Origin of the sequence: Acinetobacter sp. YH12137, from assembly GCF_013418535.1 — a bacterium.
In the GTDB taxonomy this organism is placed as follows: domain Bacteria; phylum Pseudomonadota; class Gammaproteobacteria; order Pseudomonadales; family Moraxellaceae; genus Acinetobacter.
This window is the reverse complement of sequence record NZ_VPBW01000024.1, coordinates 1-23,705: the sequence shown is the minus strand read 5'-3', so window position 1 is coordinate 23,705 and position 23,705 is coordinate 1. Positions and strand designations below refer to the sequence as shown.

The window sequence follows — 23,705 nt, the reverse complement described above, 5'->3', positions numbered from 1 at the left end:
AAAAAATAAACTTTAATATTGAGCAGGTTTTAGATTTGAATAATAAAAATAGGAAATATATAGGTTGATTTTTAGTATTTAACTTACTGAAAAATATAAATTATGAAGAATTTATTGTTATATAAGATATCTTTTCTTATAACTCAAAGTTTTACTAATAATAAAAAAATTGCTGCGTTTTTAAGTGAAAAGTTATGTAACGTTCTGTATCAAGTCATACAGGGCATGCATCAGGCTGCCTTTACTCTCTCCATATGTTTAGGTTTTATATGAAAAAGTTAAGTCTAGCTTTATTGCCATTGATGGCAGCCATGACCTCTGCGCAGGCTGAATCTGCATTTGATCCTCAAGGACAGTACCTGTTAGGTGACTGGAATGGAAAACGTACTGAACTTGCTCAACAAGGTGTCAAGTTTGAAGCAAACTTACTGACAGATACAGCGTATCTGGCTGATGGCGGACGTAATGAAGGGGCTGATCCTCTAACTTCTGCACAGTTATGGTTGGGTACACAGTTAGACATGGAAAAACTGGCTGGCTGGGATGGTGTAACTGTTCGTGCAGTGGCGACTGCGCGTCAGGGTCAAAGTACATCGGTACGTGATTTACAAGGTGATGCAGCTCAATGGGCCAATGTTCAAGGGACATTTGGCCGTGGTAACCAGGACAGCCGTTTAACCGAACTTTCAATCGAAAAGAACTATAAGGATCAAGGACTGAGCATTAAAGCTGGTCGTCTGGGTCTCGGTATGGACTTTAATGTGATGGCCTGTGATTTTGCCAGTACAGCATTTTGTGCTGCGCAGATGGGTAAATGGCAGGGCAATATCTGGATGAATACCCCAGTCGCACAATGGGGTGCACGTGTAAAACAGCAGTTAAATCCTGACGTTGCTGTACAAGTCGGTGTTTATGAATTTAATCCAGATAATGGTAATGCCAAAGCCGAAGGTCAGGGCTGGAGTCTGGATACCGACAATGCTGATGGTGTGACCATTCCTGCAGAAGTAATCTGGACACCAAAATCATTGGTAAATGGTTTGCCTGGCAGCTATCGTGTAGGCGGTATGTATAACACTGCTGATGATGTTGCCAACCAGAAAGATGTTGCGACAGGTGAAGGAAAAAACCGCACCTTTGCGGGCTGGTTAGCTGTAGAGCAGCAATTGACTTCAACGGGTAATGACCGTCAGGGTTTACACTCATTCGCTAACTTTACCTGGCATGATCGTGATACCAATAAAGTAGATAATTCACAACAGTTGGGTCTGAAATATATTGGTCTGGTGGATAGCCAGCCGAATGATATATTGGGTTTAGCGGTTAACCGTGTACATGTAAATGACCGCTTTGCAGATTCACGTCCAATTTATGATGCGAGTGCCGAATACAATATCGAACTCAACTACAGCTATAACGCAACAAAATGGCTGATGCTACGTCCAAACCTGCAATACGTTATAAATCCGGGGTCTAGCAATCAAGTGGATAATGCATTGGTGTTAGGTTTGACTACACGAGTGATCTTCTAAAAAGAATTTAATCACGTTATAAATAAACAGGCTCATCAGAGCCTGTTTTTTATTTTTTGGTAAAAAGTTCTGAAAAGCCACTTCACAAAAAGAGGGAATACCGCGTGTCACTACTATTTCAGCCGGTTCAGTTTGGATCATTGCAACTTAAAAATAAAATTGTGATTGCCCCGATGTGTCAGTACTCTGCAACCGAGCAAGGTGAAATCACTTACTGGCATGAACAACAATGGGCCAATTATGCCTTATCCAGTGCAGGTCTTTGCATTGTGGAAGCCACCGCTGTACAACCTGAAGGTCGCATCAGTTATGCCGATTTAGGGCTTTGGAATGACCAGCAGGCCAGCCAGATCAAAACCTTACTGCAAAAGGTCAAGTCAATTTCTCCTATGCCTTTTGCAATACAGCTTGCACATGCAGGCCGTAAAGCCTCTACAGATAAACCTTGGGGTGGCAAAGGGCAGTTCGCCCCAGATCATTCACTCGGCTGGCAAACTGTCTCTGCCAGTGATATTCCTTTCCAGGCTCATGAACATCCACCCAAGTCTTTAAGTGTTGATGAAATCCAGCAAGTGATTCAGGATTTTGCAGCCAGTGCCAAGCGAGCGGTTGAAGCAGGCTTTGAATTGATTGAACTACATGCAGCACATGGTTATCTATTGCATCAGTTCATGTCACCGTTATCGAATCATCGTCAGGATCAATATGGCGGTTCATTTGAAAACCGTATTCGTCTGACGCTTGAAGTATTTGAAGCAATAAAAGCCGCCGTACCAGAAGGTTTTCCAATTGGTGTTCGTATCTCAGCAACGGACTGGATGGATAGTGTAGAAAGTTGGGATGTAGAATCTTCAGTCGAACTATCCAAAGCACTAGAGAAGCTAGGTGCAGTCTATATTCATGTTTCGAGTGCAGGTTTACATGTAGATCAGAAAATTGATGTACATCCGAATTATCAGGTCCCTTTTGCTGAAGCGATTAAAAAGGACGTGAATATTCCAGTCATTGCTGTGGGTTTGATTACCGATGCACAGCAGGCAGAAGGCATACTGGAGTATAAACAGGCTGATGCGATCGCGATTGCACGTGCCTTGCTTTATGATCCACGCTGGCCTTGGCATGCCGCAGTAACGCTGGATGAGAAAATAGCCATTTCTCCACAATATTTACGTTCTGCACCGCATGGCTTAAATCAGTTGTTTGAATCGTTTTAAGGCCATTTTTTCTTAGAAAGGCTTATAATAACGCATCTCAAACAACAGGACATTTCATATGATTATTGCGGTAATTGTGCCCATATTTTTATTATTGGCACTAGGTTACCTGAGTGTGAAATGTCAAATTCTAAAAAAAGAACAGGTCGAAATGGTAGGGGCCTTTGTCATCAAAGTGGCCTTGCCGTTACTGTTCTTCCAGTTTTTAGCCTCTAAAGATCTGCATGAAATCTGGTATTTTGAATACTTTGCGGTCTATACCTCTGTCACTTTATTACTTTATGGTTTCAGCTTCTGGCTGATGCACCGTCAGTTCCGGAATACCTCCTCGCATAGTGCTGTTCTGTCCTTAGGGGCAGCAATGTCCAATACCGGATTGATCGGTACAGCAGTACTCACTTTATTGGTGGGACAGCATGCAATGACCTATACCTCATTGGTGGTCATTATTGAAAGCATGATTCTGATACCGATGGTCTTGATCCTGGCTGCACTCGGTACCCAACATCAAGCCAATCTGGGTAGTCTTGTGAAAAGTACCATTCTCATGCTGTTCAAGAACCCTTTATTTATGGGGGTGATGCTGGGTATGGCCTGTGCGATTTTTGAAATTCGCTTGCCAATTTATCTGGACCAGGTCTTTGCCATGATTGGACAGACTGCCTCACCTTTGGCGCTGTTTGCGATTGGTGGCGGAATCGTGGGCATGAGCCTGAAATATGTGAATCTGCAAAGTTTCTATTTGGTATTTTCCAGCAATATCCTGATGCCGATCCTGATGTATCTGGGTCTTAGTCGACTGAGTCAGCTAAGTCAGGAAATGATTTATGCCGGGACCTTGATCGCAGCACTTCCTATGCCAACGATTTTCGGTATGTTGGGGCAGGCGTATGGCCTCAATGAGCGAACCTTAACCCCTTTATTGATGAGTACTATCGCAGGTTTTGTGGTTGCCAGTGGACTTATTACTTTGTGGTGGAGTTAAACAAGCTGACTTACAAATCTATATCCCATAAAAAAGCTGCAATAGGAGCTTTTTTATTTTGATTAAGTCTGATCAACTTTTTTTGGCAGGTGCTTTTTTCTGTTCAGCAATCATTTTATCCACTGCTGCTAGAGATTCTCTGGCCTTTGGGATATTTTCCTGTGCCAGGGCTGCAAAGATCTTTTTCGCTTCAGGCAGGTTTTGCGCAACAATACTGCCGTTGGCAAACATATTGCCAATCGCCATCAGGGCAGGGACATAGCCTTTTTTTGCCAGATCCTGAATACTGCTCAAGCCTTGCTGGATCGGCTTTTCATTTTTGGTTTTAAAGCCGTTGCTGATGTCATATAAGGCTTTGGCATGAATGGCCGGCATATTGCCTTTGCTAATAAGAGGCTGTAATTTTTTCAAGGCCTGCTGGTCAGAAGCTGTTGTACCTTCAGCAAATAAAAGTATAGCCAGATCTACGGTTGCTTCATCGAAATTGGCTGCCGATGCACGTTCCAGGTATTGTTTGGCTTTGCCCAAATCCTGCTTAAGGCCTAAAGTACCACCGGTATAATTCTTGCCCAGTACATAGTTGGCCACTGGATAACCTTTGCTGGCGGCCTGTTCATATAGCTGAATAGCCTTTTTTTCGTCCTTGGCAGTGCCTTGGCCAGTTTGCGTTAAATAGCCTAAGTTATAGATAGCCTGTGCATTTCCCTGGCTGGCCAGTTTGCTTAAAGCATCGTAGGCACCCTTGAAATTCTTGGCATTCACCATCTCTTCAATTTTGGCAAATTGAGGGTCAACTGGGGCATTTGAAGTGTTTGCTAGGGCAAATTGGCTGGACACTGCAAGAATTGCAGCAAGTACTAATTTTTTCATTGTTCCGATAACCTTAATTTTTCTAACACCTAATTCCATGGTGCGATTTTTGTCGTTTTCATCTACATCATAAGACGATTTCAGGCTTTGTAAATACTGAATATGTGACTAATTACAAATTATTTGAGAATCATATAGGAGATGAATCAATAAAAGCGTGCTCGGTTTAAGGTGTGTTTTATTCAGTCAATCTTTGTCTATTTAATTGTTTAGCCTAATAAAAATAAAAAAGCCAGAATTGAATTCTGGCTTTTGCATCAAGATAACAGGTTATTATTGTGGACGTGCCACATCACCACTTAAAGCTTCAGGCAATTCCAGAACTTGTACGTCTAGCTCAGCCAATGCTTCAGGTTTGGCAACTACCAAAGCCTGATAACCCTCATCTGTACCAATGCTATTGACCACTTCGACGTCATTGTGCAGCTTGGTCGCAACAGCAGGTGCTTCACCTGTACCTTGAATCAAATGCAACCAGTGTTTTGGCTTGGCTTTGAACCATAAGCGAGCAATCACTTCCTGACCCAGATAACAGCCTTTGTCATAGTGAATGCCTTCACGTTGATGAAGACGCAATTCCTGTGGCTGGAACAGGGTCGCAGTAGTTGCTTGAATCCAAGCCTGACCTGAAGCAATAGCTTGCTGTTGCCAAAGGGTAATATCCGTTTCAGTTTCAACAAAATCAGTCTGGATATCATTAATAACTGGATAAACCGGGCCAACCTGTTCCAGTTTCATTTTTGAAAATGCACCAAACTTTTTAATATGGCTGGCCAGTTCTGCTGCCTGATCTTCAGGGCTGACAATTTCAAAGCTTTCCGGATTAATTTTTTTCAACCAGATACCAAACTGGATACGTCCTTTCAAGCTACAGATCGCTGTATAGCGAGTCAGGTTTTTAGCCAGAGTTTCGACATTTAAAGTAACTTGACCCTGAAGGAATTTTTGCGCATCTACTCCATTCAGCGTAAATAAGGTAAAAGCAGGAGATGTTGCCATGATCAGCCTCAGTTTGAATACTAAAAATCAATCAAACTATTGTGCAGCAAGCATTTAATAGAGGCAAACAAAAAAGCCAACAATCGGGATCATTGGCCTTTTCAGGAGTGTCTAATTAGTGATGATGCGACGAGGTTGGCAGAGGTGAATCACAAGGGAATTTGCCTCCACAGACCCGTACCGTTTCCATCATGCCCTGATCTTCATGATCGAGGATATGACAGTGCTGTACAAAATCACCTTCAAATTTCTTGTAATGACTGCGAAGAATAAATTTATAGTTCGCTTTGATAAACAGGGTATCTTTGAATTGTCCTTTCATGCCACGATATTGCACATCATCTGTGTCATTATCATCAGGCGCTAATTCACTCACATCAACTTCTTTAGATTCGCCATTAGGACCAGTGACAGTTTTTAAGATTTTAACAATCTGGAATGGATTAACATGAATATGGAAAGGATGGCCACCAAAAGCTTCGGTCGTCAGTTCCCATTCATCCGTCTGCCCAATTTGTAACTGACGTACATATTCACGATCCGGATCTTTGGCATGTGTCCGACCGACTGATCCTTCGCCATCAAATGCATCTCCAAAACTGAGTAAGTCACCATTTTCTTTATGGCGGAAGCCAAATTTAAGACCATTTGCGAAAGCCAGTTCAAATTTACTGTACTGTTTTGGTCTGGAAGCGACCAGCTTGTCAATTGCAGGAGTCATTAGGGATGGATGATCGGTAAAGGCAGTAAGATCAAGTTTGGATAACTGAGTCTGAATCTCTTTGCTTAAACCAATTTTTTTCGCGCGCTCTTGCAGGAACTGGGCAGGAGTCTGCGCTTTTGTTTTGCTTGCCTGTACATTGACCCATCCCAGTAGTTGGGCATTGAAAGGGTGGTTTGGAGCTAGTTGAGGAGTAATTTGACCCGTTGGGATCGGTGCATTCACTTCATCCTCAATATTTAATTTGGAGTCATAAATACAGTATTTATTGGTGGTTGGGAAGGTAACCATTGCATCATGACGATAACCAGGCTGGAACACAGACAGTGTTCTGCGCTGTACCTGAGTCATGGTCAAACCATCTTGAGCAATCGTATAAACAGGTAAGCTTTTTAAACTCTCATTAAACTCTTTTGGATCTGCTTCCTGATATGCCAGACAGGCTTTAAGGGTGTCTGCGGCGCTAAATTTACTGGAGTTTGGCAGTTCTTTAATAATCAAACCAATGGTGTCGCGTACACCACCATGAATCATGCGCCAGCGATTAAAAGCATTCTGTTTAACTTTGATCTCCCCTAAAACTTTACCATTGATAGACGTATAAAAGTTCTGGCCGGCCCAAGAGCCAGGATTAGCGATATCTGTATAATCTTCAAGTAATCCTAAGCCTTTACCTTCGCAATTGTTGGGAATATCGAATTTTACATCCGGGTCAGGGTTAGAGCATCGATATTGAATTTGCTGGAATAGCAGGATGTTTTCATTTGGATAGCTATTTTTTTCTTTCCATAAAATGTCCATATCGCCTGTTTCAGTGACTTTGCCATTTTTCACTTTTGGTGTTCTTGAGCCTTCTACAATTAATGGGCCTGCCATACCACTCGATACCTGAATAGCTGTTGAGCCATGCAGATGGGCATGATACCAGTAGGTTCCTGCCGGATGATTCGGCTCCATTTTGTACTGATAGTCAAATTTTTCCTGAGGTTTAAATTTCAGGAAAACATTATCACTATTGCCTTGAGGGCTTACCCAGAAGCCATGAGTATGCAGGTTGGTGGTATTAAAGCAATGTGGATCATTCACATTATCCACTTTGTCTGGGCAGGTGGCTTTCTGTTCAGGTGGAAGCTGGTTATTGAGGTTAATTTTCAGGGTTTCACCTTGTTTGACCCGGATCTGCGGACCAATTAAAAGGTCTTCAACAGACTTTCCAGCTTTTTTCTTGTTAAACAAGCTGGCATTAGTGAGATAACCTCTGACGAACAGTTGATCCCAGGTACTATTTCTCGGATTGTAAATCTTGCCGGTTTTATAAGCGACGATCAGTTCATGGGTGCCCTTGGAATTTTTTTGCAATAGGGGCGGATTGCTAATCAAAGTATCGGGTGCTGTTGGAGAAGGTTGTGGATTGTTGGGATTATTGGGAGTGGTAGGTGGGTTAGGGTTGTGGGGAGTTGGCGGTTTAGGATTGGAGGGATTTTTACCTCCATTCCAGCTTGCTGCCAGTACAGCGATCACTGCAGCAACGATACCAAGAATGGCGAGTTGTATCATTGTAATCACCCTTATGTGCTTTTGTGATGAGTGTTGTTGTTGTGAAGTAATTCGAGGGTAGATTTACAAAGTTGAGATACAGACTGTTATCACCAAATTAGGGGGAGGGCGACAGACGGTAAGCTAAAATGACGTGTGTAAAGTATTTTAGATAGGGATGTGTTTTATAAGCTCATGTTTATGAATCATTGTCCTATAAATATTTAACGTATTTCTAAAATTGTAAGAAAGTCTTAAAAAATATATGGAATTGAGAATGTAACTTATTTCGGGGTATGTCTAACCTGAAAAATGATTTTTTCGCCTACACTCATCGAGCCATATCTGCAATGAAATTTACCATTTTCGGTTAAGAGTTATGCTTAACACTGAAATAAAAAAATATAGATTCAGTTTTTTATTAAATGAGCTATTTCTAAAATTAAAAAATTCTAAGCTTTGATTTCATATGAAATTTATCCTTAAACTCATTCCAAGAAATTGATTATTTTTTATGCTGTTATCAACATCTCATACTAAAGAATGAGACAGATTTAGGCCTATTTTTCAGAAAAAATGCAATTTAGAGTCAAAATTCTAAAGTATGGGTCAGTAATTTTGGTAAAAATACCATTTTTAGTATTTAAGCTTTTGAAAATTATAAGATTTGGGAAATGGACTTTCGACAGCGTACAATGCCTTTATTAAAAAACAAGTCATCAAGATATTTTGATGAATAAAAAGAGTAATGAAAGAGGGCAGGCAAGCTATGAACAATAACTACCGGAAACCGTTGCAAGGTACCCAGCTGGAATATTATGACGTGCGTCAAGCCGTAGAAGATATTCAGCCAGGCGCATATGCCAAACTTCCTTATACATCTAAAGTGCTGGCCGAGCAGCTGGTACGCCGTTGCGACCCTGCGATTTTAGAACAGTCTTTACGCCAGTTGATTGAGCGTAAACAGGAACATGATTTTCCTTGGTATCCGGCGCGTGTAGTGTGTCATGACATCTTAGGGCAAACAGCACTGGTCGATCTTGCCGGTCTGCGTGATGCGATTGCCGATCAAGGCGGTGATCCGTCTAAAGTCAATCCAGTGGTGCCGACCCAGCTGATTGTCGATCACTCGCTGGCAGTCGAATATGGCGGCTTTGACCCAGATGCATTTGAGAAAAACCGTGCGGTAGAAGACCGCCGCAATGAAGACCGTTTCCATTTTATTGAATGGACTAAAACTGCGTTTGAAAATGTCGATGTAATTCCTGCGGGTAACGGCATCATGCACCAGATCAATCTGGAAAAAATGTCACCAGTCATTCAGAACCGTGATGGCGTGGCATTCCCGGATACCTGTGTGGGGACTGACTCGCATACTCCACATACGGATGCGCTAGGCGTGATTTCAGTCGGTGTTGGTGGATTAGAAGCTGAGAACGTGATGCTGGGCCGTGCATCATGGATGCGTTTGCCAGACATTATCGGTGTCGAACTGGTAGGACAGCGTCAGCCGGGCATTACCGCAACGGATATTGTTTTAGCTCTAACCGAATTCCTGCGTAAAGAACGTGTGGTTGGTGCTTATCTGGAATTCTTCGGTGAAGGCGCAGACAGCATGTCAGTCGGTGATCGTGCCACGATTTCCAATATGACCCCGGAATATGGTGCAACTGCAGCCATGTTCTATATTGATCAGAACACCATTGATTATCTGACGCTGACTGGTCGTGAATCTGAACAGGTCAAACTGGTTGAAACCTATGCGAAAGAGATTGGTCTGTGGTCATCAGAAATGACTCAGGCAGAATATCCACGTGTATTGCGTTTTGACCTATCGACTGTCACCCGTAACATCGCTGGTCCATCCAATCCACATGCGCGTGTATCAACATCTGACCTGAAAGAAAAAGGCATTGCGGGTGTGGTAGAAAACCGTACGGATGGCTTAATGCCAGATGGTGCAATCATCATCGCGGCAATTACTTCGTGTACCAATACGTCTAACCCACGTAATACCGTGGCAGCAGGCTTGTTGGCACGTAAGGCTAATGAACTTGGTTTAGTGCGTAAACCGTGGGTGAAATCATCTTTTGCTCCGGGTTCTAAAGCAGCGGCGTTGTATTTGGAAGAAGCAGGCGTACTAAAAGATCTGGAGAAACTGGGCTTTGGTATCGTGGCCTATGCATGTACCACCTGTAACGGGATGTCGGGTGCGCTTGATCCGAAGATTCAGCAGGAAATTATTGACCGTGACCTGTATGCCACTGCGGTATTGTCGGGCAACCGTAACTTCGATGGTCGTATCCATCCTTATGCAAAACAGGCTTTCCTGGCATCTCCACCGCTTGTCGTGGCTTATGCGATTGCCGGTACCATTCGTTTTGACATTGAGAAAGATGCACTAGGCACAGACAAAGATGGCAATCCGATTTACCTGAAAGACATCTGGCCATCGGATGAAGAAATTGATGCTTTGGTGAAAGAGTCCGTGAAGCCGGAACAGTTCAAGAAAGTGTATATTCCGATGTTTGATCTGGGCGAGCGTGAGCAGGCAGCAAGTCCACTGTATGACTGGCGTCCGCAAAGTACTTATATCCGCCGTCCACCATATTGGGAAGGGGCTTTGGCTGCACCGCGTACCCTTGCAAATATGCGTCCTTTAGCCATTCTGGGCGATAACATCACCACTGATCATTTATCTCCATCGAATGCGATTGTGTTGGATTCGGCAGCAGGTCAATATCTGGCGAAAATGGGCTTGCCTGAGGAAGACTTTAACTCGTATGCAACGCACCGTGGCGATCACCTGACTGCACAGCGTGCAACCTTGGCGAATCCGAAGCTGTATAACGAAATGGTGGTGCGTTCCGACGGTACCATTAAGCAAGGTTCTAAAGCACGTGTCGAGCCGGAAGGTGAAGTGATGCGTATGTGGGAAGCGATTGAAACCTACATGAACCGTAAGCAGCCGCTCATCATTGTTGCAGGTAAAGATTATGGTCAAGGTTCAAGCCGTGACTGGGCTGCGAAAGGTGTGCGTCTGGCAGGTGTAGAAGCGATTGTGGCTGAAGGCTTTGAACGTATTCACCGTACGAATCTGGTCGGTATGGGTGTACTTCCACTTGAGTTTAAGCCGGGTACAGATCGTAAAACTTTGAAGCTGGATGGTACTGAGCTATATAGCGTGATCGGTAATATTGCGCCACGTTCGACTTTGACTCTGGTGATTGAGCGTGCGACTGAGGATGGCAAAAAACAGACCATTGAAGTGCCGGTGACTTGCCGTCTGGATACTGAAGAAGAGGTTTCTGTGTATGAAGCGGGTGGGGTATTACAGCGCTTTGCGCAGGATTTCTTGGAAGGGAATGTGGCTTAATTTTTCTAGTTACTAGTAAAAATCTCCCCTAACCCCTCTTTTCTAAAGAGGGGAACTCCCTCCTTTTTTAAAGGAGGGTTGGGGTGGATTAAAGTTGTTGAAATTGTTTAGAGAAAAAAATGTCACTTTTAAGAGAGATACAAATTGATGCTATAAACTCAAATGCTAAGATTTCAGATTTATTAAGAAAATGTCAAATATTAGCTTATAGATTGGGTAATGAAGATTTTAAGAATTGGATTAGCTTCGAATTGCAAGGCTATCCACAAGACCCAAAAAATGTACCTGACTATAGAATCTTAAATGTTAATTCAAAAGGCCATTTTGCAGGTGCTTTTGGAAGTGCTTTAAATAATGCAGATATGTTGACTTACAGTTTGCCAAAGCAACTTCAAAAAAGTTTATCAAAAGCATATTTTTTTAGTCCTATTGCAACCCTTGAGAGTTTAACAAATAATGAAAGTGAGGTCTTAACTCAAGATTGGAATCCAGCGATTATTGCTCATTACGGTTCTAAGATGTATGAGGGTTATAATTGTATGCAAGCTTGGAAAGTAATACCTGCTTCAGCTGTAGTAGGAATAATAGATACAGTAAAAACAAAAATCTTAAATTTTGCTTTAGAAATTGAGCTGTTAAATCCGCAAGCAGGTGAAGCTGCATTGAATTCTAATCCGATTCCTCAAGAAAAAGTCACCCAGATTTTTAATTTTAATATTGCTGGTAATGTTCAAAACTTAGCTTCAGGAAATCATCACAGCACTATCCATCAAGAAATTAATAACTCTCAAATTCCTGAAGAGTTTCTAAATTTATTAAGCACGTTGAGAAAATCTAAAATCGAGGAAGAGTTAGTTAGCGATCTAGAACTAAGAATTGAAAAATTAGGAACCTCAATTGGAACACCAGAATATACTTCCCAATATGGTGAGCTAATGAGTTTTCTCTCTAATCATGTCACTATATATACTTTCTTAGCTCCATTTATTCCAATGCTATCAAGCTATTTATCATAGAAAGTGAAAGTGACTAGGCGCAGCGACGGAATATCATTAAATCACAAATAAAAATATCACTTAGCTTTAACGACACTATCATTTACAAAAATGGACAATAGACATTCATCACAACAGAGTTATACTGCTTAGACCATTTTCTAAAACAACGGAGAACAAAGATGGTTACAGCTGGCTCAAAACCGGGAACAGGTTTCTATTTTTGTGTTCAATGCGGACATCGCGTCTTCTTAGAAATTGGTACAGACCGACTACCACCGTGTACCAAATGCCTCGGCACCCAATATAACGATAAGGTTGCCTAAGCACACGATATTCAAAACAGAAGATCCTGTTTTAAATAAAAGCCCTATCACCCGATAGGGCTTTTTTGTTAGCGTAGAATTTGGATCATAAAAATGGCTTAAATCTCAAGGACAAACAGCATGGAAACAATCCTCGGTTTATGTATCGGTATCGGCTTGAGTGCAGCCTCTGGTTTCCGTGTTTTTGTGCCTTTGCTGATAATGAGTATTGCCGCATTGATGGGCTGGTTTGAACCGATGACCGGTTTTAAATGGCTGGCCATGCCGGCAGTCTGTCTGGCTTTAGCCATCGCGACCCTCTGTGAAATTGCTGCGTATTATATTCCGTGGGTGGACAATGCCATCGATATGATTGCAACGCCTGCAGCCATGCTCGCCGGAACTCTGACCACGATGGCTGTGAGCAGTGGAGAAATGTCCCAGTTTGCAGCTTGGGCCGCAGCGATTATTGTCGGTGGCGGAACAGCAGGGGCCGTGCAACTGAGCAGTGTTGCAGCACGTGGACTATCAACTGCCACTACAGGCGGTGTTGCGAATCCCGTACTCTCAACCGGAGAGTGGATCGGGGCTATTCTGTTATCCATTCTGTCATTGCTTTTGCCAGTGCTAGCTGCCTTGCTGGTTGTAATGCTAGCCATCATGGCAATTCGCTGGATACGTCTAAAAAAGAAAAACAAGCTAGAAAATTCCGCCTTATAAGAATCAGATAAATAAATATTTATCACTCATTCTTAATGAAATATTTGCTTAAAGAAAGGTTCTCATCTTGTTCATTAAATTGCTTGATTTTTATTCAATAAAGACATAATTTTATTATGGGATTGCAAAAGACATAATTTTTGTATGGTTTTTTGGTGGTTGAACTTTATAAAAATAATATTAGGAGAACTGTGAATGATTAAATTTATTGTAGATGAACAAGAGTCTGCCCAAGGCGTGCACTATATTCATAACGCAACTGAAGGCTGTGAAGACCTGCCAGAATTTGATAACCAGATTCTGATTGGATATTTTGCCAATTATGATTTGGCTTATAAACGGGCAAGAATGAACTGGCCGAGGGAAAAAGTAGAGGGCTGTCATAAGTGCTGTACAGAATGAGATTTATAAATATATTGGGCGTCATTTAAAACTTGCTATACAGTGGGTTTTATCATTTATTCTGTTTGAAAATTGATCAATTTGACTCCATTTAAAATTATAGATTTATCATGTTTAGGGCTGCTCAATTGCAACATTATCTTGATCTCAATCATGACTCGGGTGTGGCCAATTATGAGATTGGCAATGAGTTTATTCGGGTTCAATTCAAGAAAACCTCGAAAGTGTATACCTATAGCTATAGCAGTGCTGGTTATCAGCATGTGGAAAATATGAAACAGCTGGCCCAGTATGGCGATGGCCTAAATGCCTATATCAATCATCATACCCGTCATCTGTTTGTACGCTAAAAAGTGATCGCTGGAAGTGAGAACTGAAACTTTTAGCTGAAAATATTTAAACCATTTCCCTTTAGATCACAGATACAAATCAGCAGTTCCTGAATATTTGATCAATCTGTTAACTTAAGGATAGATGGCTCTACAGGCAGGGAATCACTATGAATCTCGATTTCTGGTGTCGGTTTTTACTTTATACATTGGCTTTGAATTACAGCATTTTAATGCTCTGGTTTTTGCTGATTGTCTTTGCACGAGACTGGGTGAAACGATTGCATGGTCAATGGTTTCAGCTCTCAGATCCAACTTTTGATACCATTCACTATAGCGGCATGGCCATTTATAAAGTCGGGATATTCCTGTTCAATCTGGTTCCGCTGATTGCCATATATTTGATGGGGAAAAGTTAGGAGATAAAACTTTCCAAAGTTTCAAGAATAAATAAAACTGATAGTCGCATCAGCATTACACAGAGCAGTTTAAACGCTTAAAATGCTCGAAACAAAATAACAATATGGAAAAGGAGTTCGGCTCAATGAATCAGTTTAAATCCGCCTTGATTTTAGGGGCTTTGATCGGCTTGGGAATGATTATTGCCGGATTCATTCTGGGTAATAGTGCGGTCAAGATTAAACAGTATGAGCGGATTGTTTCCGTAAAAGGTTTATCGGAACGTGAGGTTAAAGCCGATGTTGCAGTCTGGCCCATCCGTTTTAGTGGCGGTAGTCAGGATCTGACAGAACTGTATGACACTATGGAGCTGCAAACCCAGCAAATTCAGGCTTTCTTAAAAGGTGAAGGTTTTAAGGCAGAAGAAATTACCACCGGTTCTCCAGTCACTACAGATAAATATGCCCAGCAATACGGCGGTGATGCCAATGTTGCCTTACGTTATACCGCGCATCAGACCATTACGGTTTATACCCACAATATTGATGCAGTCCGTGCAGCGCAAACCCGTCTGGTCGCTCTGGGTAAAAAGGGCATTGCTTTTGGTGGTGATGATTCCGGGCAAAGAACGGAATATATCTTTACCAAATTGAATGACATCAAACCAGCCATGATTGAAGAAGCCACGCAAAATGCCCGCAGTGTGGCAGAAAAGTTTGCCGCGGATTCTCAAAGCCGTCTCGGGAAAATCAAGACGGCCAATCAAGGTTTGTTTAGCATTGAGGACCGTGACAGCAATACGCCTTATCTAAAGAAAGTTCGTGTGGTTTCTACAGTGGATTATTATCTGGCTGATTAAATGGCTGGAAAGCTGAATAGAGGGGTCTAAAAAATTTAGAGCAGAATGAGGTTTTACATGAAGATAAATTCCAGTAATTCTGCTCTTTCTGCAATAAAAGATCTTTATTTTGAGGTGAAAGGTAAAAAATTCTTCTTCAAATGTATTTAAAGAAAAATATTTTCAAAAATCGGGAAAATTAAAAAATCTTAGGAAATTAATTTTGCCGCAGCTTGGCTACTATATATCTCAAGGGTGTGATGGGATCGAAAAGAGTAGCATGCTGTGAGTGGCGCAAAACGCGAGTGCAGTACGAACCCAAAAGGTCTCGATTCGGCTTAGGACGCTATAGACCAAAAGTTTATAGGCTATAAGATCATTTCTTACAAAGAGTGATAGTTGAAGTAAACCATCAAGATGTTTTCCCAACACCCTCAAAATTTTCTCCTCTCATAAAAACAATCTTCTCCTCCAAACTGTTGAACACCTTCCCTACCCAGTCACTTATATTCTTCCTAAATAGCTGTAAATTCATTTGAGATTCAAATAAATACTATTTTAATCACATATCTAATCTATTTTATTTACAGCCTATAGCTTTCGACTATTTTATGTTTAAATACTACTCTAATGTCGCTGGTTGTTTATAAGTATTTGATATAAATAATTTAAAGTATAATATGTTTAATATTTGCTCACAAATTATATCCTTGAAAAATAAAACAGAATGCTATGATAATTTTGCATATAAGAAAGGGGCACGTCCCATGAAAAAATATGAATTAGAAATCAGTTATCCGCATCAAGAAGAAGACGAAGCAGAGCAGCTAGGCAGCTTATCGGCAGAAGAAATTCTCTCTACTTTCAAGTCCATTAACTGGCAACAGTTACGGGTTTTACAATTACAGATGCAAGCCGCCATTACCACTTTTACCGTAACAGACTCCGATGCTGAACAGTCGATTCAGATCACACTGAATGAACTGGCGCCCTCAGGTCAGCTTGAGTTCAGGCTGGAAAGTGATATTGAAGTCGAAGCTCAACATAAAATTCTGGGACTGTTTAGCCTGAAGAACAAAGACTATGTGTCATTCCGTAGTCTGACTATGTCACAGGTTCAGCAATATCTTATGGCATTCTTAAATGAAGATCTCGACAGCCTGAAAACCCAGTATCAGTCGGGTCATTCAGTATCTCCCATCAGTGCAGCGTCCAAAGCTTAGTCAGGCACTGATTCTGTAACAGGGCTGGATTGACAGTATTCCCTGACATTGTTATTTTGCGCGTTTTCTCCTGAATGCTTAAAGCACATGCCTATTAACGACAACTTTGTCTACGCGCCGCCTCAAGACCCATTGCATATTCTGTATGAAGATGATGATCTGGTCGTCATTGAGAAGCCGGCCGGTTTGTTGTCTGTTCCGGGACGTTTGCCTGAGCATCATGACAGTGCTTATTTACGGGTACTAGAGCGTTATCCGAATGCCAAAATTACCCATCGTCTGGATATGGCGACGTCTGGCATCCTGATGTTTGCCAAACATCGCGATGCTGAAGTGGCAGTCAGTAAAATGTTCCAGGCACGTACAGTCAGCAAGCACTATATTGCGCTGGTACAGGGAGAAATTCAGACCGAGGGCAGTGTCGATGTACCTTTGATTACTGACTGGGAAAATCGCCCACGGCAAATAGTGCATTTTGAACTGGGTAAAGCTGCCAAAACACTCTATCAACGGCTGGAATATCTGCCTGAGCAAGACATCAGCCGGGTATTGCTAACGCCAATTACCGGACGTTCACATCAGCTCAGAGTCCACATGCTGCATATTGGTCATCCGATTACGGGCGATAAAATCTATCATCCGGAACCAACGCGTAGTCCTCTTAATCGCATGGCCTTGCATGCCAGTGAACTGACTTTTACTCAACCCTTGAGTGGTCATAAAGTTGAAATTCTTGCACCTGCACCATTTTAGTAAAATTTAAGCATTCAAAAAATGAATATGGATTCTGATAAATATTTAAATTTTAGTAAGCTGCAACAGAAATGTCAGAATTTGTTTCAGTCATCGGAAAATTATGAAGTTGAATTTAAGCAGTTTTCTAGAAAAATTATGTTCTGAATCATGTCTTATCAAGTAATGATTTTTTGAAATTAAAAAAGTGTACCCGGAAAAATTTCAGGAATCATTTAAGGGACTTTATCACTTTATCTTTAGTTTAACTGTTTGATCTATCTATTTTTATTCAGTTTTTATCAAGATTTGCAGTCTCTCAGGGGTTTGTTCTTATAACATTCGATATAAAAATAAAAACCCCTTTAATTGATTATCACCAACAGATTCATTTTAAGTAAATTGATAGGCATAAAAATATTAAGGTTTTATAGGTAAAAAAATCATTTAAAAGATCAATTATATTAAATGTTTATGGTCATTTTTTATCTTTGATTCTCATCATTAAATTATGCAGAATAACTTTAAAACATCATAAATTTTTAATTTTTTTAGTGCCTATATATGGTGCAAGGGGTAAGGGACAGGATGATGCTAAGTGGCGCGCTCTTTGTTCTCGCAAGTGTTTTAATCATTGTATTACTAGGGGTATTCAATAGCCTGAAATTATCAAGAAACAATATTCAGTCCTTACAGGAAAATCTGGATCATTCACGCAGTAAATTGGCTGATTATGAAACACAAGTTGATGAATTAAATTATGAAATGACCCAGCTACGGATGCAACTGGGAAGTGCCAGAACTGAACTGAATAAATATAAACAATATCAGGATATCTGTGACATCGAACAATACATTATTAACCGCAGCTTGCAGGCCGAAAATTTCGTAGAAGTAACCAAGCTTGATGCTTCCATTATGCTGGATGATCTCAAAGCCTATATCGCTCAGGTCAAAGCGTATTTACAGAATTTACAGACTCAGGCCGAAGCTGATATTGAGCGACAGGCTCGAAAAGCTTTACAGGCTTATTATCAGCAGGCTAAAGAACAACAGCGACTGCAAGAAGTAGTTGAAGCTCTCGAGCATAAGATCAAGGGCTATCAACATGGTTTTGATCTGCCGGTCACGCAGCTTCTGGATCAGCTCATTAGTGGCTACAACGATACTGATGCAGCCCGGCATTTACTGACTATCAGAACACAGATTGAGCAGGCCAAAGAACAGCAGCAGGTGGCCAGCTGCAACTATGTTGATGAAGACCGTCGCAAGAGCACCATTGCGATTTTGAGTCTGGCATTTAATAGCAGGGCAGAATTGTATTTGTCCCAGTTAAATACTCATAATCTGGGTGAAATGCTGCAATCCTTAAAAGATGATTATCGCCTGATGAACTATAAAGGACAAAGCTTGAGCCAGGCCATGATTCAGGAGTCCTATCTGAACTTACGTCTGGAAGAGCTTAAATTCGCCGCCGTTTTACTACAGTTACGACAGAATCAAGTATCTGAGCCACCTGTAGTGATCACTTCCTAACTACAATTAAAAAATCCAGATCAACCGATGAAATTTTTTAATCTGCAGATTGATATGCAGGTATTTTTAATTAGATGAAAATGCAGCTTTTTTTTTCAAATTCTTAAATTTATATTGATAAAATTCAGTTGGTTATTTAGAGAAATTCAATTTTTTTTCATATTCTGTACTCGATAATTCAAATAAAATAAGTTAAGCTGAATCGAATAATAAAACATCATAATAAGGATATCTCTATGGCACGCGATTATGACAAATTCCCTGACGATGAAAATGGTCATGTACTGTGGCAAATGTATCAGGATGGTGATGATCTGCAGGACGACCATGAAATAGAATTCTCGATAGCCTTTAATAGTGAAGAGCAGGCTGACCGCTGTGCATTGCATTTACTCAAAGAAGAACAAAAGATAAGCCTATATCAGGATGAGGAGAGCGATACGCTGGAATGGACAATTACCATTCATGTCTATATGCAACCTACCTATGAAAATATTGTCGATCTGGAACAATGGTTTACCAGAATTGCTGCTGAATTTCAGGGTGAATATGATGGCTGGGGCTGTATGGCCTATGTTTACGATGATGAAGATGACCCGGAAGAAGGTGAAAGCAAACTGCGTAGCAGCTAATCAAAATTTCCTTATTCAAGCCCGGTTAAGCCGGGTTTTTTTATGGCCTGCGGTATCGGTCGGGTCAACTGTAGTTTTTTGTTATACATCCTATAAAATGGATAGATAACAATTATATTTAGGCCGTACAGTATGTTGGGCAGTTATTTAAATACTGAGGCCAACGAGATCGGGATGATCCGTCCGAATAATAAATAAAAATAATCTTTCAGTAAGAACAAGAAAAAAAGGTAGGCTGAAATGAGTTATACCCTAAAAATGCATCGCGTATTCAGTGCGCCACCGGAACGGGTGTACCGGGCCTTTATTCATCCAGATGCCATCGCAAAATGGCTGGCACCGCATGGCTTCACTGCCAGAGTTGAGCATGCCGAAGTCAAACCGGGAGGCAACTATAAAATTACCCTGACCAATTTTGCTACTGGTACCCAGCATCATTTACATGGCACCTATCATGAAGTTATTCCCAACCAGCTACTGCGTTATACCGATTGCTTTTCTACACCTGAGGTCAAAGGCGAAATTGAAGTCACGCTCATCTTTGAAAAAGTGTCTGTAGGCACCAGTCTGCATATGATTCAGGTGGGTTATCCGGATCTGGTACCGCCATCTGCATGCCACTTAAGCTGGCAGGAGTCATTGCAGCTTTTGTCCTGGTTGGTCAATCCACATATTTTGGATGGTTAGGTTCAGTTAATTAAGTTGAGCGGGAGATCCTTTTAAAGCTTGAGCATGAGCCCACCCAAAGATGCTATAATTCAGCTTTAATTTTTTGTTTTTTCTTTTATTTTTTATTTTGTTGAGGTTGCTATGGCTCTACCACAATGCCCAAAATGCCAGTCTGAATATACTTATGAAGATGGTGACTTGTTAATCTGCCCAGAATGTGGATATGAGTGGAAAGAAGGGGAAGCAACTGAGGAAACCGTGGTCATCAAGGATGCGCATGGCAATCTGCTGACTGATGGCGACACAGTTACGGTGATTAAGGATCTTAAAATTAAAGGATCTTCTTCAGTGGTTAAAGTCGGGACTAAGGTCAAAAATATTCGTCTATTACCCGATGCAACTGATGGACATGATATTGACTGTAAAATTGATGGCATTGGCGCCATGAAGCTCAAATCTGAATATGTGAAAAAAGCCTGATACATTCTTATACGAATGAGTGCTTTCGGTCTTCGTGTTTGAAGGTTTATGCTTATTCCTCAAACTCGAAGATCAATCTCTTCTGATTGCCATATCATGCTTGGATCTATGCTTTATGCCTCATCTTCATCTTGAATATTCAGATAATATTCAGCAGCTTGAAACCCGACCTTTAATGTTGGCAATTCACCAGGCCTTATTTAACGCCGGTTATATTAATGACCCGAATGATTTAAAAAGTAGGGCGATTGTACAGCAGGATTTTGTGATTGGACTAGAGCAGGAGACAGATCAGGCTTATGTGCATGCTAAAGTTTCTCTCCTGACTGGTCGTAGTCTGGACATCCGCCAGGCAATTTCCAAGCTGGTACTTCAGGTCATGCAGCAGCACATTGTCTCGCAGCCGGGGTTAAAGATTCAGCTCTGTGTTGAAATTCTGGAAATGGACAAAGAGACTTATACTAAAGCTATTATTTGATTTTTTTAGATTGAAGTGAGGACTAGGAAATAAAGTTTTCTGAGCTCCTCTCTTTATCTTGAATGCATAAGAACTAAACAAAAAATTGAGAAGTATCAAAGCGATTTTGAAATATAAAGAACGATAAATAAAACTAGAGCATGAAAATTTAAATAATCAGTCAAAATTCACCTGATTATTGCAGTTGATCAGAAAATTTTGCCTATAATTAAAAAAATAGTGTAATTTTAGGTATTAGGTCACACTTTTGACCTGATATATGGGGGATGGGTAAGGACCCATTCACATAATTAAAAATAATGAAAAACAAGAAAGACTGAAAGTAATGAGATGCTTGAAATCTCGGTTTTCAAGTCTGAATAAAACCTTATAGAGAGGTATTCAATGAAAATAATAGGGGAAGAATGTCTGGCTCAGGAAGTCAGGACATTTTTACAAAAATGGGATCAAGCTATTTGTTCACTTGAATTCAGCGAAATTCGTCAACTTTGCCGACCAGATGTCTGTCTGATTGATATTAGCTCCGAACTGAAAGGGATCGAGGCTTATCAGGCTGCATGGCAACAGTACCGCCCATATATGCGCAACAATGGTATGCGCGTTGAACGGAAGGAGGTCACCATTCAGGTCAATAATGACATGGCTTTCGTATATGGTTATGTCCGGATTGCCTATGCGGCGATGGAGCGATATTTTCCTTTACAGTGGTGTCGCTTCAGCATGGTCTTGAGCAAGCAGCAAGATCAGTGGCAATTGCATTATCAACATATTTCTGTCCCTGTTCAGGAGAAGACTGAAAAACTGCGCCCTGTGAAACTGGCAGGTTAAGGCAAAAGTTTTAAATTTCATTGAAACAAGATGATCACATCTATTTGTCCATTCTTGAAAAAAATCGCCATAAAAAAGCCTGAATCGTTCAGGCTTTTTTATTTAGGGAAGATTAAAAGCGTTTTGGAATGCGCTGACCATTCGGTACCGGAATTTCCGCATTTTTTAATACACCAAATAACCAGGTTTCTGCATGTTGTACGGCTGTTTTCAACTGTTCACCCAAGGCTAGACGTCCGGCAATGAAACTCGCCAGTGAACAGCCTGAGCCATGATATTCACCTTCCAGGCGCGGACAACGGGTTTCGTTGATCAATTCACCCTGAATATATAGACGGTTCTGGATATAGTCGGGAGTATCTTCGTGGCCACCTTTAACAAGAATCGCGTGGGCACCCATTTCGAACAGTTTCTGCGTGGCTTGATCTAAATCCTGCTCACCTGTCAGAGCGCGCAACTCGACTGTATTTGGAGTTAAAATCGTGGCTAGCGGAATCAGTTGTTTAAACGCTTTGACCAGTGTGGCTTGATTGCCGAGTGAGCCACCACTATTGGCTACCAGCACTGGATCCAGTACATACTGATAGTCCGGATGCGCAGTTAGAAATTCTGCCAGTGCTTCAATATTTTCAGTCGTTCCCAGCATACCTGATTTAACACAGCGAATCGGCAGATCATTTACCACGGCATTGGCCTGAGCCAGCAGTAGTTCCTTTGAAGTTGCTTCAAAACCAAAGACCTGTTGCGAGTTCTGGATGGTCAAGGCTGTACAGGCAATTGCAGCATGAGCACCACTTTGACCGATGGCTTCAATATCTGCTTGAAGGCCTGCTCCACCTGAAGGATCTAAACCTGAAAAGCAAAGTACGGTAGGTCGCAAAATGATGTCCTTCATTCACTAAAATTGCCTTAGTATAGGCAAATTTATTCAAACTCTCGATATTAATTTCTATCACTTGCAAGAACTGTCTGTTAGGCAAAATTTCATATGTTTTATCTGATTAAAATACAGGATTGATTACCCTGGAAATGAACGTTTTGGGCTTGTTTTTATGGCCTAATAATTGCTTTAGGGTAGACAAATCTGGCTATACTCACGATATGAATTGATGTCGGCTGCAAACATAGGGGACAAGGTGTGATTCAGAATATTTTAATTGACTTGGATGGTACATTAACTGACCCGAAAGTGGGGATTACAACTTCTGCCCGCTATGGTCTGGAAAAGGTAGGTCATCCGATTAGTGAAGACACGAATATTGACTGGATTATCGGGCCTCCTCTAAAAGCTTCGTTAGCCAAAATTCTGAATGTAGATGCGGATGATACTCTAGCTGAACAGGCACTAATGGCATATCGCGAGCGTTTTGCAGTGACTGGCTTATATGAAAATCACGTCTTTGAAGGCGTAGCTGAAACTCTGGTGGAACTTAAACGCCGTGGTTATCGCCTGTTTCTCGCAACAGCAAAACCAACCGTTTATGCCAAACAGATTCTGGAACATTTTAATCTGGCCCAGTATTTTACTGAGATTTATGGCAGTGAGCTGAATGGCGACCGGACCAATAAAGGGGAACTGATTCAGTATATCCTGGAACAACAAGGCATACAGGCTGATCAATGCATTATGGTGGATGACCGTGAGCATGATATTTTTGGTGCCCGCCATAATGGGATTGAGTCGATTGCAGTCAAATACGGCTATGGTTCAGAAATTGAATTACAGCAGGCGCAGCCCAAGTATACGATTGAGAACTTTAGTCATTTATTAGACTATTTAACCCGAATCGCGGATAAAAAATTGACTTGAAAAATAAGAGGACTAGAGCCATCAGTTGAGTTACCACACAAAACTTAAAACTCTAGTCCCGATGTTTAATAGTACCGAATTATTTTGCGTAATTGA

Annotated in this window: 24 protein-coding genes; 20 read left to right on the top strand and 4 right to left on the bottom strand. The window is 41.3% G+C overall.

Annotated elements, in window-relative coordinates; genetic code table 11:
- Positions 1-269: 269 nt before the first annotated feature.
- From FTU72_RS11560 to FTU72_RS11550, 3 genes are all read left to right on the top strand, one after another.
- Positions 270-1,532 (top strand): carbohydrate porin, encoded by a 1,263-nt coding sequence (locus FTU72_RS11560; protein ID WP_180052862.1) that lies wholly within the window; start codon positions 270-272, stop codon positions 1,530-1,532.
- 104 nt (positions 1,533-1,636) lie between these two features.
- Positions 1,637-2,746, top strand: a complete 1,110-nt coding sequence (locus tag FTU72_RS11555; RefSeq protein WP_166139114.1) for an NADH:flavin oxidoreductase/NADH oxidase — start codon at positions 1,637-1,639, stop codon at positions 2,744-2,746.
- A gap of 58 nt (positions 2,747-2,804) precedes the next feature.
- Positions 2,805-3,731 (top strand): AEC family transporter, encoded by a 927-nt coding sequence (locus tag FTU72_RS11550; protein WP_180052863.1) that lies wholly within the window; start codon positions 2,805-2,807, stop codon positions 3,729-3,731.
- Positions 3,732-3,803: 72 nt separating this feature from the next.
- Here FTU72_RS11550 and FTU72_RS11545 read toward each other — a convergent pair whose 3' ends face one another.
- The 3 genes from FTU72_RS11545 to FTU72_RS11535 all read right to left on the bottom strand — a co-directional run bounded on the left by FTU72_RS11545 (position 3,804) and on the right by FTU72_RS11535 (position 7,878).
- On the bottom strand, positions 3,804-4,601 hold the full coding sequence (locus tag FTU72_RS11545) for a tetratricopeptide repeat protein (protein WP_180048158.1): 798 nt from the start codon (positions 4,599-4,601) through the stop codon (positions 3,804-3,806).
- A 273-nt stretch (positions 4,602-4,874) separates the two neighbouring features.
- A complete protein-coding gene (locus FTU72_RS11540) occupies positions 4,875-5,600 on the bottom strand; it encodes a folate-binding protein YgfZ (protein WP_180052864.1) in 726 nt (241 codons plus the stop codon).
- 115 nt (positions 5,601-5,715) lie between these two features.
- A complete protein-coding gene (locus FTU72_RS11535) occupies positions 5,716-7,878 on the bottom strand; it encodes a multicopper oxidase family protein (RefSeq protein WP_180052865.1) in 2,163 nt (720 codons plus the stop codon).
- A 748-nt stretch (positions 7,879-8,626) separates the two neighbouring features.
- On the opposite strand from FTU72_RS11535, the gene acnD reads away from it, so the two are divergent.
- From acnD to FTU72_RS11455, 16 genes are all read left to right on the top strand, one after another.
- Positions 8,627-11,233 (top strand): Fe/S-dependent 2-methylisocitrate dehydratase AcnD, encoded by a 2,607-nt coding sequence (gene acnD / locus FTU72_RS11530; protein ID WP_180013564.1) that lies wholly within the window; start codon positions 8,627-8,629, stop codon positions 11,231-11,233.
- Positions 11,234-11,352: 119 nt separating this feature from the next.
- Complete coding sequence (locus FTU72_RS11525) at positions 11,353-12,249, top strand: hypothetical protein (protein WP_180052866.1); 897 nt, start codon at positions 11,353-11,355, stop codon at positions 12,247-12,249.
- Positions 12,250-12,356: 107 nt separating this feature from the next.
- Positions 12,357-12,554: a zinc ribbon-containing protein gene (locus FTU72_RS11520; protein WP_257229525.1), complete on the top strand. Its 198-nt coding sequence runs from the start codon at positions 12,357-12,359 to the stop codon at positions 12,552-12,554.
- Between the two features lie 120 nt (positions 12,555-12,674).
- Positions 12,675-13,253, top strand: a complete 579-nt coding sequence (locus FTU72_RS11515; RefSeq protein ID WP_180052867.1) for a DUF4126 domain-containing protein — start codon at positions 12,675-12,677, stop codon at positions 13,251-13,253.
- Positions 13,254-13,448: 195 nt separating this feature from the next.
- Positions 13,449-13,655: a hypothetical protein gene (locus FTU72_RS11510; RefSeq protein WP_034705268.1), complete on the top strand. Its 207-nt coding sequence runs from the start codon at positions 13,449-13,451 to the stop codon at positions 13,653-13,655.
- A gap of 128 nt (positions 13,656-13,783) precedes the next feature.
- Positions 13,784-14,005: a hypothetical protein gene (locus FTU72_RS11505; protein ID WP_004785142.1), complete on the top strand. Its 222-nt coding sequence runs from the start codon at positions 13,784-13,786 to the stop codon at positions 14,003-14,005.
- 149 nt (positions 14,006-14,154) lie between these two features.
- Entirely contained in the window at positions 14,155-14,403 is a 249-nt protein-coding gene (locus tag FTU72_RS11500; protein WP_034705271.1) for a DUF6868 family protein, read from the top strand.
- Positions 14,404-14,528: 125 nt separating this feature from the next.
- Positions 14,529-15,242, top strand: coding sequence for an SIMPL domain-containing protein (locus FTU72_RS11495; protein ID WP_034705273.1), 714 nt, complete (start codon positions 14,529-14,531; stop codon positions 15,240-15,242).
- 746 nt (positions 15,243-15,988) lie between these two features.
- Complete coding sequence (locus tag FTU72_RS11490) at positions 15,989-16,444, top strand: hypothetical protein (RefSeq protein WP_034705275.1); 456 nt, start codon at positions 15,989-15,991, stop codon at positions 16,442-16,444.
- An 87-nt stretch (positions 16,445-16,531) separates the two neighbouring features.
- On the top strand, positions 16,532-17,197 hold the full coding sequence (locus FTU72_RS11485) for a pseudouridine synthase (protein WP_180052868.1): 666 nt from the start codon (positions 16,532-16,534) through the stop codon (positions 17,195-17,197).
- 570 nt (positions 17,198-17,767) lie between these two features.
- Positions 17,768-18,712, top strand: a complete 945-nt coding sequence (locus tag FTU72_RS11480; protein WP_180052871.1) for a DUF4041 domain-containing protein — start codon at positions 17,768-17,770, stop codon at positions 18,710-18,712.
- A gap of 236 nt (positions 18,713-18,948) precedes the next feature.
- The gene (locus tag FTU72_RS11475) at positions 18,949-19,344 is read left to right on the top strand and encodes a ribonuclease E inhibitor RraB (protein WP_004785133.1); all 396 of its coding nucleotides are present in this window, start codon (positions 18,949-18,951) and stop codon (positions 19,342-19,344) included.
- A 240-nt stretch (positions 19,345-19,584) separates the two neighbouring features.
- Entirely contained in the window at positions 19,585-20,031 is a 447-nt protein-coding gene (locus FTU72_RS11470; RefSeq protein ID WP_159123695.1) for an SRPBCC domain-containing protein, read from the top strand.
- 123 nt (positions 20,032-20,154) lie between these two features.
- Complete coding sequence (locus FTU72_RS11465; protein WP_180052869.1) at positions 20,155-20,493, top strand: zinc ribbon domain-containing protein YjdM; 339 nt, start codon at positions 20,155-20,157, stop codon at positions 20,491-20,493.
- Positions 20,494-20,608: 115 nt separating this feature from the next.
- Complete coding sequence (locus FTU72_RS11460; protein ID WP_004785128.1) at positions 20,609-20,971, top strand: 5-carboxymethyl-2-hydroxymuconate Delta-isomerase; 363 nt, start codon at positions 20,609-20,611, stop codon at positions 20,969-20,971.
- A gap of 384 nt (positions 20,972-21,355) precedes the next feature.
- Positions 21,356-21,799, top strand: a complete 444-nt coding sequence (locus FTU72_RS11455; RefSeq protein ID WP_159123697.1) for a nuclear transport factor 2 family protein — start codon at positions 21,356-21,358, stop codon at positions 21,797-21,799.
- A 112-nt stretch (positions 21,800-21,911) separates the two neighbouring features.
- Here FTU72_RS11455 and FTU72_RS11450 read toward each other — a convergent pair whose 3' ends face one another.
- A complete protein-coding gene (locus FTU72_RS11450) occupies positions 21,912-22,679 on the bottom strand; it encodes a hydroxymethylpyrimidine/phosphomethylpyrimidine kinase (RefSeq protein ID WP_180052872.1) in 768 nt (255 codons plus the stop codon).
- Between the two features lie 258 nt (positions 22,680-22,937).
- Here FTU72_RS11450 and FTU72_RS11445 point away from each other — a divergent pair, with 258 nt between their 5' ends.
- Entirely contained in the window at positions 22,938-23,609 is a 672-nt protein-coding gene (locus tag FTU72_RS11445) for an HAD-IA family hydrolase (protein WP_180052870.1), read from the top strand.
- Positions 23,610-23,705: the final 96 nt, after the last annotated feature.

Bases quoted from the DNA above. Each gene is read 5' to 3' on its own strand.
- FTU72_RS11525 (WP_180052866.1), top strand. From the start codon at position 11,353: ATGTCACTTTTAAGAGAGATACAAATTGATGCTATAAACTCAAATGCT.
- FTU72_RS11510 (WP_034705268.1), top strand. From the start codon at position 13,449: ATGATTAAATTTATTGTAGATGAACAAGAGTCTGCCCAAGGCGTGCAC.
- FTU72_RS11470 (WP_159123695.1), top strand. From the start codon at position 19,585: ATGAGTTATACCCTAAAAATGCATCGCGTATTCAGTGCGCCACCGGAA.
- acnD (WP_180013564.1), top strand. From the start codon at position 8,627: ATGAACAATAACTACCGGAAACCGTTGCAAGGTACCCAGCTGGAATAT.
- FTU72_RS11540 (WP_180052864.1), bottom strand. From the start codon at position 5,600: ATGGCAACATCTCCTGCTTTTACCTTATTTACGCTGAATGGAGTAGAT.
- FTU72_RS11460 (WP_004785128.1), top strand. From the start codon at position 20,609: ATGCCTCATCTTCATCTTGAATATTCAGATAATATTCAGCAGCTTGAA.
- FTU72_RS11535 (WP_180052865.1), bottom strand. From the start codon at position 7,878: ATGATACAACTCGCCATTCTTGGTATCGTTGCTGCAGTGATCGCTGTA.
- FTU72_RS11455 (WP_159123697.1), top strand. From the start codon at position 21,356: ATGAAAATAATAGGGGAAGAATGTCTGGCTCAGGAAGTCAGGACATTT.
- FTU72_RS11515 (WP_180052867.1), top strand. From the start codon at position 12,675: ATGGAAACAATCCTCGGTTTATGTATCGGTATCGGCTTGAGTGCAGCC.
- FTU72_RS11500 (WP_034705271.1), top strand. From the start codon at position 14,155: ATGAATCTCGATTTCTGGTGTCGGTTTTTACTTTATACATTGGCTTTG.
- FTU72_RS11495 (WP_034705273.1), top strand. From the start codon at position 14,529: ATGAATCAGTTTAAATCCGCCTTGATTTTAGGGGCTTTGATCGGCTTG.
- FTU72_RS11490 (WP_034705275.1), top strand. From the start codon at position 15,989: ATGAAAAAATATGAATTAGAAATCAGTTATCCGCATCAAGAAGAAGAC.
- FTU72_RS11465 (WP_180052869.1), top strand. From the start codon at position 20,155: ATGGCTCTACCACAATGCCCAAAATGCCAGTCTGAATATACTTATGAA.
- FTU72_RS11485 (WP_180052868.1), top strand. From the start codon at position 16,532: ATGCCTATTAACGACAACTTTGTCTACGCGCCGCCTCAAGACCCATTG.
- FTU72_RS11550 (WP_180052863.1), top strand. From the start codon at position 2,805: ATGATTATTGCGGTAATTGTGCCCATATTTTTATTATTGGCACTAGGT.
- FTU72_RS11560 (WP_180052862.1), top strand. From the start codon at position 270: ATGAAAAAGTTAAGTCTAGCTTTATTGCCATTGATGGCAGCCATGACC.
- FTU72_RS11475 (WP_004785133.1), top strand. From the start codon at position 18,949: ATGGCACGCGATTATGACAAATTCCCTGACGATGAAAATGGTCATGTA.
- FTU72_RS11480 (WP_180052871.1), top strand. From the start codon at position 17,768: ATGCTAAGTGGCGCGCTCTTTGTTCTCGCAAGTGTTTTAATCATTGTA.
- FTU72_RS11545 (WP_180048158.1), bottom strand. From the start codon at position 4,601: ATGAAAAAATTAGTACTTGCTGCAATTCTTGCAGTGTCCAGCCAATTT.